At 47.0% G+C, this 16083-nt stretch carries 13 protein-coding genes and 1 pseudogene; 8 read left to right on the top strand and 6 right to left on the bottom strand.

Annotated features, from left to right (window positions below):
- Positions 1–28: 28 nt before the first annotated feature.
- The 3 genes from I2123_RS21130 to I2123_RS21120 all read right to left on the bottom strand — a co-directional run bounded on the left by I2123_RS21130 (position 29) and on the right by I2123_RS21120 (position 2990).
- Entirely contained in the window at positions 29–1561 is a 1533-nt protein-coding gene (locus I2123_RS21130; protein ID WP_112169313.1) for a PTS transporter subunit EIIC, read from the bottom strand.
- Positions 1562–1708: 147 nt separating this feature from the next.
- Positions 1709–2449 carry a MurR/RpiR family transcriptional regulator gene (locus tag I2123_RS21125; protein ID WP_112169315.1) on the bottom strand — a complete coding sequence of 247 codons (741 nt, stop codon included), beginning with the start codon at positions 2447–2449 and terminating at the stop codon, positions 1709–1711.
- A gap of 37 nt (positions 2450–2486) precedes the next feature.
- A complete protein-coding gene (locus I2123_RS21120) occupies positions 2487–2990 on the bottom strand; it encodes a GNAT family N-acetyltransferase (RefSeq protein ID WP_213052587.1) in 504 nt (167 codons plus the stop codon).
- Positions 2991–3249: 259 nt separating this feature from the next.
- On the opposite strand from I2123_RS21120, the gene I2123_RS21115 reads away from it, so the two are divergent.
- A complete protein-coding gene (locus tag I2123_RS21115) occupies positions 3250–4440 on the top strand; it encodes a YjgN family protein (protein ID WP_213051459.1) in 1191 nt (396 codons plus the stop codon).
- Positions 4441–4443: 3 nt separating this feature from the next.
- Positions 4444–5472 (top strand): M48 family metallopeptidase, encoded by a 1029-nt coding sequence (locus I2123_RS21110; RefSeq protein ID WP_112169321.1) that lies wholly within the window; start codon positions 4444–4446, stop codon positions 5470–5472.
- Between the two features lie 104 nt (positions 5473–5576).
- Here the strand turns inward: I2123_RS21110 and I2123_RS25835 are convergent.
- Positions 5577–5663 (bottom strand): annotated as a pseudogene (locus tag I2123_RS25835) (hypothetical protein); the annotation flags it as partial.
- Between the two features lie 2239 nt (positions 5664–7902).
- On the opposite strand from I2123_RS25835, the gene I2123_RS21105 reads away from it, so the two are divergent.
- The 6 genes from I2123_RS21105 to I2123_RS21080 all read left to right on the top strand — a co-directional run bounded on the left by I2123_RS21105 (position 7903) and on the right by I2123_RS21080 (position 12464).
- Complete coding sequence (locus I2123_RS21105; RefSeq protein WP_213051458.1) at positions 7903–8046, top strand: hypothetical protein; 144 nt, start codon at positions 7903–7905, stop codon at positions 8044–8046.
- Between the two features lie 1082 nt (positions 8047–9128).
- Positions 9129–9590 (top strand): hypothetical protein, encoded by a 462-nt coding sequence (locus tag I2123_RS21100; protein WP_213051457.1) that lies wholly within the window; start codon positions 9129–9131, stop codon positions 9588–9590.
- Positions 9591–9893: 303 nt separating this feature from the next.
- The gene (locus I2123_RS21095) at positions 9894–10052 is read left to right on the top strand and encodes a hypothetical protein (protein ID WP_213051456.1); all 159 of its coding nucleotides are present in this window, start codon (positions 9894–9896) and stop codon (positions 10050–10052) included.
- A 275-nt stretch (positions 10053–10327) separates the two neighbouring features.
- Positions 10328–10894, top strand: a complete 567-nt coding sequence (locus tag I2123_RS21090; RefSeq protein ID WP_213051455.1) for a hypothetical protein — start codon at positions 10328–10330, stop codon at positions 10892–10894.
- A gap of 251 nt (positions 10895–11145) precedes the next feature.
- Positions 11146–11316, top strand: coding sequence for a hypothetical protein (locus tag I2123_RS21085; RefSeq protein ID WP_213051454.1), 171 nt, complete (start codon positions 11146–11148; stop codon positions 11314–11316).
- Positions 11317–11364: 48 nt separating this feature from the next.
- A protein-coding gene (locus tag I2123_RS21080) for an IS3 family transposase (RefSeq protein WP_213051187.1) occupies positions 11365–12464 on the top strand; the annotation gives its coding sequence in 2 pieces (ribosomal slippage) (positions 11365–11626 and positions 11626–12464; 1101 coding nt in all).
- A 240-nt stretch (positions 12465–12704) separates the two neighbouring features.
- Here I2123_RS21080 and I2123_RS21075 read toward each other — a convergent pair.
- Positions 12705–15560, bottom strand: a complete 2856-nt coding sequence (locus I2123_RS21075; protein WP_213051453.1) for a valine--tRNA ligase — start codon at positions 15558–15560, stop codon at positions 12705–12707.
- Entirely contained in the window at positions 15553–16038 is a 486-nt protein-coding gene (locus I2123_RS21070; protein ID WP_112169325.1) for a DNA polymerase III subunit chi, read from the bottom strand. Before I2123_RS21070 ends, I2123_RS21075 begins: the two co-directional genes overlap by 8 nt.
- Positions 16039–16083 lie beyond the last annotated feature (45 nt).

Below are 16083 nucleotides of genomic sequence, written 5' to 3'. Positions count from 1 at the left end.
CTCCGCCCTTTACACGGGTATTTCAGATTTAATTCATTTCTGCCTGCGTGGCACGTCTAGCTTCTGCCTGAACCTTTTTGGTGGCGACGACGTCTGGCTCATCTTTGAAGCCAACCAGCCAGGTGAACAGAGCACCGAGGACAAAGGCGACGCTTATCGACAGCAGGAAGCCAAGGAACTGTGGCATGTGGCCTTCTTTGAAGAAGACCGGCAGCACGGCGATGCCGGGCAGGCAGTAGCTCCAGGACACGGCATTGAAGGAGCCGGCTATCGCGCCGCCGATGCCGCCCGCGACGCAACTGCACAAGAAGGGTTTTTTCAGACGCAGCGCGACGCCGTAAATGGCTGGTTCGGTGATGCCGAACAACCCGGTGACGCCAGCGGAAAGAGAAATGCCTTTCATCTCGCGGCTGCGGGTTTTCAGGTACACGCCAAACATGCTGCCGGTCATCGCGAAGACGGCGGAAGCTTGCAGGCCGGTAAAGGTGTCGTAGCCCAGCGTTGCGTAATTGCCGACAGTGACCGGCGTAATGCCCCAGTGGACGCCCAGCGTAACCAGCGGCTGCCAGAATGCACCGACGAAGAATCCGGCCACGGTCGGGCTGAGGTGGTAAAGATAGTTATAAACGCCGCCAATCGCGCCGCCAATAAGATTGCCTACCGGCCCGAAGACCAGCAACGTCATCGGTACCATAATGGCGATACAAAACATCGGGGTAAACAGGTTACGGATAACGATCGGCAGCACTTTATTGAAGAAACGTTCAATGTATGACATCGCCCAGACCATCAGAATGACAGGGATCACCGAGGCGGTGTAACTGAGATATTTCACCGGTATGCCAAGAAAATCGAGCGTTGGCGCGGCGATGGGAATACCAACCACGTCCGTCAGGATGCGGGCGATTTCCGGGTTATTCACCGCTTCACGCATTAATTGCTGCATGGCCGGATCGGCTGAGTTGATGGACGTAATCTTAAACGCCGTCAGCATGTTCATGTAATCCGGGCTTATCAGCGCACAGGCGGTAATCACTGCGGTGAACGGATTGACGTTGAATTTTTTCGCCGCGGTGAAAGCGATCATGACCGGCAGGAAGGTAAACGCCGTCCATGAAACAAAGTTAAGAATACGGTAGGTGCCGCTGTTGGCGTCCATGATGCCGACCGCAGCGAGGAAAGAGATAATCCCCTGTAAAATACCGCAGGCGGCGAGTTGATAAAGGAATGGCGTGAAAATGCTGGAGATGACGTCCATGACGCGGCTGACAATGCCGACGTTCGGCGCAGAAACCGGCGCGTTTTCATCTATGTGAATAAGCTTCAGCACCTGTTTGTAGGCATCGCTGACGTGGTTGCCGATCACCACCTGCATCTGGCCTCCGGCCTCGATAACAGTAATCACGCCTTTTACGCGTTTTAATTCTTCTTTCTCGACGGCGCTATTATCTTTCAGAACAAAGCGTAAGCGTGTGGCGCAATGTGTGATGCTAATCACATTATTTTCGCCGCCGATATATTTAACAATATCCTGAGCTGTCTGAGCGTAATCAATAGCCATTATTTATTATTCTCCTGCCGGGGTGTACAGAGATGATGTTTTATTTTTTTAATTGCTGGCAGGAGTGTAGCAAAAGAAAGGATGATGTCACGATATAACAAAAAACAGGGTTAGGAATATGTCACAAGTTTAAAACACCTTGTTTTTTCATTGCGCTGCGTCACGTTTTATTAAAGGTAATTTCTTGCCGATGGTCTCGATAATATAAAGTACCGGGATCTGCGTGGTAATATTATATTGACCTTCAAGCACGATTTGCGGCATATGATAAGAGATGTTCAGATCGGCCATCCGCGCCAGCGTTGAGTTCTCGCTGTTGGTCAGGCTGATAATCTTGCAGTTATGCTGGCTGAACTGGGTGGCAAAACGCAGGACTTCTTCTGTTTCACCGGAGACTGAAAGAATAATAGCGATAGCGTCTTTATACATATCGCTGTTGATCGGAAAATAAGGGTCATCAATAAAGGTGCTGAATTTACCGACATTCGAGAAAAAACGTGCGCTGTATTTACCCAGTGAGCCGGATGTTCCCACACCGACAAATATAATGCGCTGTGCATTAGCAATTTGTATCGCGGCCTGATCTAATAATTCATCAAATTCACTGTTATTAATACTTTTGAAATAACTGATTATTTCGCTGATGCCGAATGACACAGGCGGTTTTTCTTCATGTTCTAAAAACAGTTTAAAACGGATGCGAAATTCCGAGTAGCCGTCGCAATCCATTTTTTTGCAGAACCGTAGCACCGTGGTGGTGGACACTCCAGAGGCGTCCGCCAGTTCACGGATAGTCATGTACATCACTTTGTCGCCATTTTTGACGATGTAGTTATAAACCGTCAGTTCCAGTTCGTTTAACGCGGAAATGGCTTTGTGAGTGAACATGTTGCTGCCTGTCAGATAATGGAAAGCGAAAACGCAGTTACAGGTATTTTATCATCGTCACTTCGCAATCGACATGACCTGTATTCCCCATTGCGCCATCAATGTGCTGGAAACCGAGACGCTCGTACAGCGCGATAGCCTGGGTCAGGCTGGCAGTGGTTTCCAGGTAGCAGCGGGCAAATCCCTGCTGGCGTGCATGGTCAATGGCCTGTTGCGCCAGACGTTTCGCCAGTCCCTGACCGCGCAGAGAAGGCATGAAGTACATCTTCTGCAACTCGCACAAATCGTCCTCAGCGCCTGACAACGGAGCCATACCGCCGCCACCGGCGACAACGCCGTCCAGCTCCACCACCCAGTAAGCACAGCGCGGCTGGCTGTAGCTTTCGTACAAATGGTCCAGGTTTGGGTCAGCCACGGTATAACCTTTATCTGCCGTGAGGCCAAATTCGGCGGACACGTGACGGATCACACTGGCGATCGCAGCATTATCTTCAGGGCGGATCGGGCGCACCAGGACGCTGACAGGGAGGGAGGTCGTCATGTTACTCACTCAGTTTCCACTATAGGCAATCAAACAGACCGTTTTAATACCATTTTAGGGCGTGCAGATGCAACGCTGCCGTCCCCTCATCGTTCTAATACTTATCCCAAATGAGAATTTTTTTCATCTGAATTGTAAAGATTTTATTGCCTGATTGTATACGTGCGTGATTAAATATTCAGCGTTACACCAAGCACTACGCCTCTTTCTTCATTATAAGAGAGACGGTTTCTCATTCCTTTCAGGACGAAAGATAAAAATGTCTGATAATAATCAACACAACGATAGCCTGCATCAGGTTCGTTTTCATGGTAAGGGCGGGGAATATTTCGCAATCTGGCTGGTGAATGCTTTACTGACCATCGTCACTTTGGGGATTTATTCTGCGTGGGCGACAGTACGCCGTCGTCGTTATTTTCTGGGTAATACTGAAATAAATGGTGATCGCTTTGATTATCACGCCAGGCCAATTCAAATATTGAAAGGGCGTTTACTGGTGATCGCCGGTATTATTGTATTCTATATTTTAGCAGCGTTAATGCCGAAGCTGGCGTTGCTGTTCGTACTGGCATTTTTTGCTTTGCTGCCGTGGGTGATTGTCCGCAGCTGGCGTTACAATGCGATTATGACCAGCTACCGTGGCGTGCGTTTTAACTATCACTGCAAAGTGGGCCGTGCTTACTGGACCATGTACCTGTGCCCGATCCTGCTGATGCTGGCGCTGTATATTCCCATTATGTTTGTGGTATTGATCGCCGTTCAAAGTGCCAGTATCAGCGCGATATTGCTGAGCATGGTGTTGGTGGCTGTGGCATTAGTGCCGGGTGTTGCTGCGGTGCAGGGTATTATCAGCGCAATGACACATGATTTATACGTCAATAATATGTTCTTCGGAAAGACGGCGTTTCGCGCCGAATTGAAGAAAGCGGCCTTTATTAAATACAGCCTGCTGGGCATTTTATTATTCCTGCCGTTCCTGATTTTTGCCTTCTGGCTGATGGGCTCGTTCTTCACGACGATATACCAGATGGTCTTAATGGGCGGCATGTCTGATGAAATGGCCGCCGCGATGCTGATGAGCAATATGTTCGACTTCTTCTTTGCCATCGTCATTCTTCTGGTCGGTTCGCTGGTGGTTGCCAGCTACCAGGTGGTCGCGGTTCGCAATTACGTGTTTAACCAGACACGTATCGGCGACGGTGTAAAACTGCATTCCTCCATGAAAACGCTGTCCTATCTGGGGCTGCTGTTCACCAACGCGCTGATCGTGGTGTTCTCGCTGGGTCTGGCAACGCCGGTGGCTCATGTGCGTACTGCGCGTTATGTGGCAGCATCAACGGCTGTTTCTGGCGACCTGTCGTTGCTGGACGTTCAGGCGCACGGCGACTCTGCCAATACGGCTGTTGCGGAAGAAGTGGCGCAGGCATTTGATCTTGGTGTCGGTCTGTAACACATGAATATTGAAGGCTTTTATCAGCCTCCGGGACGGGCAGCGCGTGAGGCTGCCCGCCTTTTTCTGGAAAACGGGCAGTTTGTGACGCTGGATACGCCTGAATCACAAACCCGCTTTACCCTCAGTGAGATTGACGTTTCTGATGCGCTGGGCACCATTCCCTTGTTTCTTACGTTCCCCGACGGAAGCCGTTTTGTTCCCGCTGATGATGCAGCGTTTCGCCACTGGTTACTCAAACATCGCAAGCCGGGCTGGGTCTATCGTATGGAAAGCCATAAACGTGGCGTTGTCCTTACGCTGCTGGCGACCTGTCTGCTGATCGTTTTCTACGTCTATGGATTACTGCCGTGGGCCAGCAATGCGATTGCGCTGCGCATTCCGACCACGATTGAGCAAAACCTCGGTCGTCATACGATGACGCTTCTCCGGGCCAGTGATTTTCAGGATTCAGCGTTACCGCCAGATCGGCAGAAAGCGCTTCAGGTTCTGTTCAGCCAGGTAACGCCGCCGTCGTTGCGCAATGACCGGACACCAGTCAGCCTGAAACTGATGAATATTCCCGATGTGGCCAATGCGTTTATGCTGTCTGACGGCACGCTGGTCCTCAGCGACAATCTGGTCGCCCTCAGCCCCGGCGATGACGCGCTGGCGGCGGTGATGCTGCATGAGATAGGTCATCACGTTTACCGTCATCCGATGCGCATGCTGGTGCGTTCTTCGCTGGTTTCGCTGACGCTGTTGTGGATGACCGGTGATGTCAGCGGTATCGGCGATACTTTGCTGCAAACCGCGTCTCTTGCCAATGAGTTGCAGTTCTCACGCGGTATGGAACGCGATGCGGATGACTGGGCGATTGCGGAAATGAAGCGGGAAGGGCGTTCACTTGAGCAGATGGCGCAAATGTATTCGCTGCTCGTAGCAAAATCGCAGAAAGAAGAAATCAGTGACAGCAGCCTGCCTGACTGGCTGAGTACGCACCCGGCGATGCAGTCGCGGGTGGAACATATTCGGGATGCCGCAAGGCAATAGCAGGTTTTAAATCACTGAATCTGATGCATAAAAAAGGCCGCTTGCGCGGCCTTCGTCATTTCAGGCATTCATCAACATTACAGCGCAGCGATAGTCGCTTTCTGTTATGCAATTTTGATTTTGGCTTCGCCGCAGGCTGCCAGACGGTCACGTTCTTTCGCGACAACGGCTTCTGGCACACGCGCCACAAACCTTCGTTAGACAAGTAGGTTATGTCCTTGCCCAGTCCGATATACATCATCTAGACGGTTTGCAAAATCCCTTTGCTGTAAGTAATCGTATCAATAATACAGAAAAAATACCTTTCACAGATGACATGGACCCCACTAAAACTCCATCCAGCGATCCTATAATAAGCCTGGAAACAGTACTCGACTTTAAAGACCAATATGACGATTTAAGAAGGAGTTTTTAGATGATAAGACAAGGAAAGATTGATTTATTAGCCCAATACGACCCAGCTTTAAAACTTATTTAGAAACAGGTGATGTAATCGAACATGATTTATCTGATTTCGAAGACTACCTTTGGAAAATTTAGTCGATCCAGCGCCAAGCCAATTAATGTAGTTTTATAAAGATTATCTAGAGTATAAAAAGATTAAAAGAAAATTCTACAAAATGCCACAATGATGCGGAATATTTTATTATAATAACCAAATGCGAGTCAAAGTTCAGCTTTGCGCTGGCTTCTATTTATTGGTAAAGTTTCGGCCCAAGCCTCAAAAGCCGAGCACCGCATCTCCTATCATCTTAGATCTTGATGGGTGATGGTGTTGAAATCCATTAGCCTGGAGCAAAGGTGTCTATTTTGATCATGATGCCAACACTTTGCCGAGAAAACTGGATGGGTTAGCGCTGATGACGGCTTACTGGTGTTTGATATCAACCAGATGGGCTAAATAGATTCAGGCCGTGAGCTTTTTGGCAACAATACTTATCTCAAAGATGGCACGCCGGCGAAAACAGCTATCCGGCACATACCAAACTTCGGATGACGACCACAATGGGATAATGCCAGGACAGTGCCGATGCAATATGGCAGCAGCTGAATGTCTTGGCAGACAAAACAGCAACGGGAAAGTCGATAGCGGAGAATTACTGTCGTTAGATTCACTGGAAGATCAGTCTACAATTGCCACGGGCTATACCAATTCTACAGTCATTGACGATAAAGGTAATACTCACCAGCAGCAGGACAGTAGTTTTACGTTCAATGATGGTACACGGGAGCCCAGCGATGTCTGGTTTTGATGTCAACAGCGCGATATTTCGTTCGATCATCACAACCTTACCTGATGATATTTTGGCTAACGCCTTCATCAGAGGCTCTGCACATGACTGATTTGGCAGACGGCGATATGTTTCAGTGAACTGAAGCATTAGTCAGGCAGGCTACTGCCAGTCAGAATGATATTGATATCCTGACGGACCAGATTATATATGCATGGGCGGGGGTGAGTAATACCGTTTCCAGATCGCGTGGAGCGTATATTGATGCCAGACAATTAGCCGTCCTGGAAGTGGCCACCGGTGAAAATTATCGAAACACTGTAAAATGGCACCACAATCTTCTGATTTAAGCATCCCTAAGCACTTTTAATCTATCGTATTAAAACCAAAACATTTACTCAACATTTTAACTTGCCAACCTCCTGTCTATTTTAAAATCCTTTAGCAATTTATATATGTATTTTACAAACCATAAAAAATTAATACATGCGCCAGTTAAGAGATTAGGATTCACAGAATCGATAATAATGCATTCTGGCATTAATGATTTAATATATTTGCATTTTAGATATACGTAATATATCCAGAGGACGATATGAGAAATTGCTGTTAACAATTAAATTAGCATTGACAAGGTAATTTCATTATGTTGAACGCCAGAAAAAGCATTCTTTAAAAGCTTAATGTTTCTCAGTTTTAGATTGGAATTCAGGCTTTTGCTGAGGAAAACTCTAGAGATGCCACACCTGTTACAATAAAAGCTGTATGTTTAAAAGAGGAAGCACTTCACCTCATCTCCACAGCCTAACGATAATTTATCGTCAACTGATAAACTGTAAGCATGCAAAAATTAGATTTAAAAAAATCATAATTGAAATTGATGTCCAGATGAATATATTTTGGTTTTTCAGAAAATAATAAAAATAAAATACGAACTATTGATAGCGATATTTACGCCATTTGGAAAAGTTACTATTTATGATATTAAGCATAAAGAAAATGTTTCCATTGTAAATATAGATCCAGAGCGGGATATTCTCGATAATGTAAAATGGAATTGATGAATTTTGTTTACTTTAAAACTCACAAAACGTCATTAACATCTAATTACACCTGAAATATATGTAAAAACGATAAATTAATTGATGGCTCGTATGTTTTTTTATTCAAAAAGGTTTTTATAAATAAAGGAAAATAAATGAGTAATTATATCAATAAAAATGATTCTTCATTGAGTGACGGAATAGGTTTTATACATACTTGGATTGAAATAGAAAATCCTGGTTCTGACCCTACCTATTTCAGTTTTCTAATAGTACAATCACTAGTTTGGTGGGCATGATGGTAGGTGAAATGACAAACAAGCAAATGGAAGGTCGAATATCTACTACGCAAATACGAATAAAAATAACGAATCAACAATACTCTGATCTTAATAAAAACATTGAGGCTTTCCAAAACATACCAAATTATGACATATTCCCGACAATGAAAGGTGATTTTAACTGTACCATTGCGCAGGTTATGTCCTTGCCCAGTCTGATATACATTATCCTCGACGGTTTGCAAAACTCGCTGTAAGTAATCGTATCAATACAGAAAAATAACTCCTCTCACAGATGACATGGACCCCACCAAAACCCATCCAGCGATCCATAATAAGCCTGGAAACAGTAATTTCGACTTTAAAGACCAATATGACGATTTTACAGTTTTTAGATGATAAGACAAGGGAAAGGTTGATTTAATAGCCCAATACGACCCAGCTTTTAGTAAAACTTATTTTAGAAACAGGTGATGTAATCGAACATGATTTATCTGATTTTGAAGACTACCTTCTGAAAAATTTAGTCGATACAGCTACCACTAATGCAGTTTTATAAAGATTATCTAGAGTACGTAAAAAAAAAGATTAAAAAGAAAAATTACGAAAAATGCCATTAATGATGCGGAATATTTTTATCATAATAACCCAAATGCGAGTCAAAGTTCAGCTTTGCGCCAGGTTTATTTATTGGTAAAGTTTCGGCCCAAGCCTCTCAAAAAGCCGAGCACACCGCATCTCCTATCATCTTAGATCTTGATGGTGATGGTGTTAAAACCATTAGCCTGAGCAAAGGCGTCTATTTTGGATCATGACGCCAACACCTTTGCCGAGAAAAACCGGATGGTTAGCGCTGATGACGGCTTACTGGTGCCGATATCAACCAGGATGGCCAAATAGATTCAGGCCGTGAGCTTTTTGGCAACAAATATCTCAAAAATGGCTATCTGGCATTACAAGAACTGGATGACGACCACAATGGGATAATAGACAGTGCCGATGCACATGGCAGCAGCTGGAATGTCTGGCAGGATAAAACAGCAACGGGAAAGTCGATAGCGGAGAATTACTTTCGTTAGATTCACTGAAGATCAGTTCAATTGCAACGGGCTATACCCAATTCTACAGTTATTGACGATAAAGGTAATACTCACCAGCAGGACAGTAGTTTTACGTTCAATGATGGTACACGGGGAGCCTCCAGCGATGTTTGGTTTGATGTGAACAAAGTTACGACATTCTCGTTCGATCACTCACAACCTTTACCTGATGATATTTTGGCTATGCCCTATATCAGAGGTTTCGGTAATATGACTGATTTACAGACGTTGATGGCGGGAACAGCGGACCTTCTTGAAGCATTAGTCAGGCAGGCTACTGCCAGTCAGAATGATATTGATATCCTGACGGACCAGATTATATATGCATGGGCGGGGGTGAGTAATACCGTTTCAGGATCGCGTGGAGCGTATATTGATGCCAGACAATTAGCCGTACTTGAAGCGGCCACCGGTGAAAATTATCGAAACACTGTAAATGGTACCGCTAATCTTCTGATTTAAGCATCCCTTAAGCACTTTTTAATCTATCGTATTAAAAACCAAAAAAAATTCAATACTCAACATTTAACTTGCCAACCTCCTGTCTATTTTAAAATCCCTAGTAATTTATATATGTATTTACAAACCATATAGAAAATTAATAAGCATGGTGGCCAGTTAAGAGATTAGGATCACAGAATCAATAATATCTAACGCCAGTATTAATGTTTTAATACATATCCATCTTAGATATATATAATGTATTCAGAGGACGTTATGGAACTTGTCATTAACAATTAGATTACCTTTGCAAGGTACTTCATCATGACGAACGCCAGATCAAAATCACTATTTACAGGTTTACTGCTTTCAGTTTCTTTAATTCCCGGGTTTGCGGCGGAAATAGTAAATGACACTACAGCTGTTGAAGTGAAAAAATCGTCAGTCAACAATAAAAATGAGGAAGTCAATAAGTTAAACTAGTTTTCACAGCGGATAAAATATCCAATATTGCATTTGATGTTGAGAATGCAGTTGAATATCTTTTAGGTTTTTACATCGATACCACCAAACAATTAAAAAATGAGATAAGGGGATTTGGCACGCGAATGAAATTTAAAGAGAAAGGACGATATATTATGATTTCTGAAATAGCTGCAAAAGAAAATGGTATTGAAATAAATACAATTTATAGAATTAAATCAATAAAATAAGGAGTGGCGGAAATGATAATAATAGAGAAGAAATGTTATTACACCATGAAAAATAAAGTCGCAAAAAAACACTTTGTCGGCATATTACTGTCACTTTTTGTAATTTTTAGCTTGCCTGCTGAAAGTATACAAAATATCACCCCGACTGAAATAAACAATACAACCTCAAAAAATGAGTCATTAGATATTGATAAACACCCAAAAAGCCTTAAGGAAAATGATGCAGCTAATAAAAAACCAACAGAAGAAACGACAAAACTTACGCTCAATGAAATTATTATTGATATAGATGAACCAGGAGATTACGTTTTCGGAATTTACCCAAACGATAATAAAAATAAAGTGTCTTTAGATGGTGGTAATATTGTAATGCCATTGGGGTTTATTGATTTGTATGACGTAGTAAATAAAAAATTAATTTCTACAATTGACATTTCATCTAATGGAGGAATATATGGAAATAGAGTTAACGATATGGACGGAATTATGTTTCGAGTGAAATTCGAAAAAAAATCAGTGTATTTAATTACGCCTAAAATATATGTAAAGACAAAAAACAACATCAACACCACCTATAGTTTATCAATACATCATATTGGATTTGTTAAGTAAAAGGAAAAGTTATGAGAAAATATATTACTTTAATGAATGATAGTAGCGGCAGTGGCACACTTTCCGACATTGCAGAGCCTGAAATTTATCAATTTGCTCAAAGCTAAAATCAGGATGTCGTTTATGATTTTGCAGGCCAGATCGGAAACGTTGATGCCCTCATATTCACCGATGCCCAGGTTCAGGATCTGTGGTTTTCGCGCAAAAATAGCCCTTTATTGACCAGCCAAATAGAATCAAATGATTCAGTAATGTTTAACAACGAGTTATCAGGATCTGTCTGGCAAAATAAGGATATCAGCGTCGGGAGCGATCAGTCTCTGGTATGCGAGCAGGTAAAAATGTTGATCGATGCCATGGCGACTTTCGGAAGTGGACACAGTGGTTCGCTGATCTCCTCCCTGAAAACAGTGCCAGCCTAAACTAAAGTATCCGGTCTTTCTTTCATCTCACTGAGAGGCATATCAACCATGAAAAAGACCCGTTATACTGAAGAACAGATAGCATTCGCCCTTAAACAGGCCGAAACAGGCACTCGGGTGGAGGAAGTGTGCAGAAAGATGGGTATTTCTGAAGCCACTTTTTATAACTGGAAGAAAAAATTTGGCGGTATGGGCGTAACAGAACTGCGCCGTTTGCGGCAGCTTGAGGACGAAAACCAACGGCTTAAGCGTCTGGTGGCGGACCTCAGTCTGGATAAGGAAATGCTCCAGGATGTCATTCGAAAAAAGTTCTGAGGCCCATTCAGAAGCGTGAAGCGGTGACTTACCTGCTGGACGCCTTTCGTATCGGGCTGCGTCGTGGTTGCCGTTTAATGATGCAGAGTCGCACGGTATACCTCTATCGCAGTTGTCGTGATGACAGGGCCCTGACTCACCGGATAAGAGAAATTGCGGAGACACGGATCCGCTATGGTTGCCCGCGCATTCATATTCTTTTGCGCAGGGAAGGCTGGTTAGTCAACCACAAGAAAACCCACCGAATTTACTGTCAGGAAGGACTGAATCTGCGAGCAAAACGCCCACTCAGGCATGTTACAGCCAGGCACCGACACGCCCGTCCAGAAGTGACCGCATTAGATCAGTGCTGGAGCATGGATTTTGTTGCTGATAATCTGTTCAACGGGCGTCGGATACGTGCCCTAACTGTAGTGGATAATTTTAGTCGTGAATGCCTGGCGATCGAAGTTGGTCAGGGGCTGCGCGGAGAGGATGTGGTGGCTGTTATGGAGCGCCTGAAACAAATGCAGCACCGTATACCACACCGGTTGCAGACGGATAATGGCAGCGAATTTATCTCTAAAGCGCTTGACCGTTGGGCATACGAAAATAAGGTGACAATGGACTTCTCACGGCCCGGCAGACCGACAGATAATGCTCTGGTCGAGTCATTCAACGGGAGCCTGCGCGATGAGTGTTTGAATGTGCACTGGTTCCTGTCACTGGAAGATGCTCAGGAGAAGATCGAGCACTGGCGGCAGGAATATAACCAGTACCGGCCACATTCCTCATTAAATAACCAGACTCCGGAAGAATTTGTCCGAAGCCTGCAAACAGACCCGGATCTCTGATTTATCCTGGCATCAATATTGGGAAGGGATCAACAGACCCGGATCTCTGATTTATCCTGGCATCAATATTGGGAAGGGATCATCGCTAACGCAAACCCCTGGGATGAAAGAATCTATCCTGGGGATAACCAGCGCTTCATTATGGTCAGCGTCGGAGTGAAAGGGCATTGAATATCGAGGTAGCAGCACAATAAAAAAGGCCGCTTGCGCGGCCTTCGTCATTTCAGGCATTCATCAACATTACAGCGCAGCGATAGTCGCTTTCTGTTCTGCAATTTTGATTTTGGCTTCGCCACAGGCTGCCAGACGGTCACGTTCTTTCGCGACAACGGCTTCTGGCGCACGCGCCACAAAACCTTCGTTAGACAGTTTGCCTTCGATAGAGGCAATCTCACCGTCTAGTTTCGCCATCTCTTTGTCCAGCCGCGCCAGTTCGGCGTCTTTATCAATCAGACCGGCCATTGGGATCAGCAGCTCAGCGCCTTCCACCAGTTTGGTGACGGACACTGGGCCTTTGTCGCCAGCAGACAGAATGGTGATGGATTCCAGACGCGCCAGAGACTGAATGAAGCTCAGGTTCTGTTCCACACGACGCTGTGCATCAGCACTTGCACCGCGCAGCAGCAGTTCCAGCGGCTTGGCCGGAGACAGGTTCATCTCGGCACGCACGTTACGGATAGCGATGATCGCCTGCTTGATCCACTCGAGATCGGCCAGCGCCAGTTCGTCTGCTTTCGCCGCGTCAAACTCAGGGAAAGGTTGCAGCATGATGGTCTCAGCCGTGATGCCTTTCAGTGATTTCACGCGCTGCCAGATGGTTTCTGTGATGAACGGAATGATCGGGTGCGCAAGACGCAGCAGACCTTCCAGCACTTCCACCAGCGTGTGACGGGTGCCGCGCAGTTGTGCTTCGCTGCCGCCGTTCATGACCGGTTTGGTGAGTTCCAGATACCAGTCGCAGAACTGGTTCCAGGTGAATTCATACAGAATGCTGGCGGCCAGATCGAAGCGGTAAGTATCCATCGCGTCGCGGTAGGCTTTCACCGTACGGTTATATTCCGCGAGGATCCAGCGGTCAGCCAGTGACAGCTCGAGTTCGCCGCCGTTCAGACCACAATCCTGATCTTCTGTGTTCATCAGCACAAAGCGGCTGGCGTTCCAGAGTTTGTTACAGAAGTTGCGGTAACCCTCAAGGCGCTTCATGTCCCAGTTGATGTCACGGCCTGTAGAAGCCAGCGCCGCCAGCGTGAAGCGCAGGGCGTCAGTGCCGTGCGGTTCGATGCCGTTCGGGAACTGCTTCTCGGTGCGCTTGCGGATTTTCTCGGCCAGCTGCGGCTGCATCATGTTGCCGGTACGTTTTTCCAGCAGGTCTTCCAGCGAGATACCGTCGATCATATCCAGCGGATCGATGACGTTACCTTTCGACTTGGACATTTTCTGCCCTTCGTCATCGCGGATAAGCCCGGTCATGTAAACGGTGTTAAACGGCACCTGCGGTTTACCGTTTTCGTCTTTCACGAAGTGCATGGTCATCATGATCATGCGCGCGATCCAGAAGAAGATGATGTCGAAGCCGCTGACCACTACGCTTGAAGGGTGGAAGGCTTTGATATCAGGCGTCTGTTCTGGCCAGCCCAGTGTGGAGAACGTCCACAGACCGGAAGAGAACCAGGTATCGAGCACGTCTTCATCTTGTGTCAGCACCACGTCTGCGCCCAGATTGTTTTCGCTGCGTACTTCCGCTTCATCACGGCCAACGAACACGTTGCCTTCGGCGTCATACCACGCCGGAATACGGTGTCCCCACCACAGCTGACGGGAAATACACCAGTCCTGAATGTCACGCATCCAACTGAAGTACATGTTCTCGTACTGTTTTGGTACGAACTGAATTTCGCCCGTTTCTACGGCTTCCACCGCAACTTTCGCCAGCGGCGCCGTACGCACGTACCACTGGTCGGTCAGCATTGGCTCGATCACCACGCCGCCACGGTCGCCATAAGGCACGGTCAAATCGTGAGGTTTGATCTCTTCGAGCAGGCCGGCTTCTTCAAACGCCGCCACCACGGCTTTACGCGCTGCAAAGCGCTCAAGGCCACGGAACTGCTCTGGAATGTCGTTGCTGCACGCGTCGCTTTCTTCACCGTTGGTGTCGAACACCTCAGCGGTCTGACGGATATCGCCGTCGAACGTCAGGATATTGATCATCGGCAGGCCGTGACGTTTACCGACTTCATAGTCGTTAAAGTCGTGCGCCGGGGTGATCTTCACACAGCCGGTGCCTTTTTCCATGTCGGCGTGTTCATCACCCAGAATTGGAACGCGACGACCAACCAGCGGCAGAATGATCTCTTTGCCGATCAGGTCTTTGTAACGCGGATCTTCCGGGTTCACTGCCACGCCGGTATCACCGAGTACGGTTTCCGGACGGGTGGTGGCGACCACCAGATAATCTTTACCTTCAGCCGTTTTCGCGCCGTCAGCCAGCGGATAACGCAGATGCCACATGGATCCTTTGGACTCGCGGTTTTCGACTTCGAGGTCAGAAATCGCGGTGCGCAGTTTCGGATCCCAGTTCACCAGACGTTTGCCACGGTAAATCAGGTCTTCTTTGTACAGACGGACAAATACTTCGCGTACGGCGTTGGACAAGCCTTCGTCCATGGTGAAGCGCTCGCGCTCCCAGTCCACGGAGTCGCCGAGACGGCGCATCTGGCGGGTGATGGTGCCGCCCGATTCTGCTTTCCAGTCCCAGATTTTGTCGATGAATGCTTCACGGCCATAGTCGTGGCGGGTTTTGCCTTCCTCAGCAGCGATCTTACGCTCAACCACCATTTGCGTTGCGATACCCGCATGGTCAGTCCCCGCCTGCCACAGGGTGTTTTTACCCTGCATGCGCTGATAGCGGATCATGGCGTCCATGATGGTTTGCTGGAAAGCATGACCCATGTGCAAGCTGCCGGTTACGTTCGGCGGCGGGATCATGATGGCAAAGCTTTCTTTACTGGTATCACCATGTGGCTTGAAATAGCCCTGTTGTTCCCAGTGCTCGTAAAGCGGCTGCTCGATGTCTTGCGGGTTATATGTCTTATCCATTTCGCTTCGTATTTTCGTCGGTCGATGTGGTGACTGAGGGCGGCGTGGCCGTCGTCAAAGAGAAACCCACGCTGCGATAGGCTTTGTAGCGTTCGCGCGCAAGTTGTTTAAGGGAATCTTCGTAAGGAACGAAGTCTACCACTTCATGGAAAGCAGTAGCAAAATCTGCAAACTCAGGTAAAAGGCTGATCAGCAGGTCGCGCGGCGCATTGCCACGCTTGCCCGGCCAGCAGAGCTCCACCGGTGCGCCAAAACGCGGGCCTTCCCCCGCCAGATTGTGCGGCACGAAGTGGGTCGGATCGCGCTTCCAGAGTGCTTCATCCAGACGCTCGGCCTGTGCCTGACTTTCACAAGCCAGCAGGACACGTTTGCCCATCCGGTAACGTTCAGCGGCGACCTGACAGGCCAGCGCTTCGTGCGAGCTGAGCTCGCCACTGGCATCCGGCGCATCGAGAAGAAAGAAGGTTGCCTGTTTCATGATGAGTTCACTGTGCTGCTGAGAAAAAACAGGGGCGCAACTGGG

Source organism: Rahnella inusitata (assembly GCF_018288855.1).
GTDB lineage: Bacteria > Pseudomonadota > Gammaproteobacteria > Enterobacterales > Enterobacteriaceae > Rahnella > Rahnella inusitata.
The sequence above is the reverse complement of the archived record's forward strand: the minus strand, read 5'-3'. Positions and strand labels throughout refer to the sequence as shown.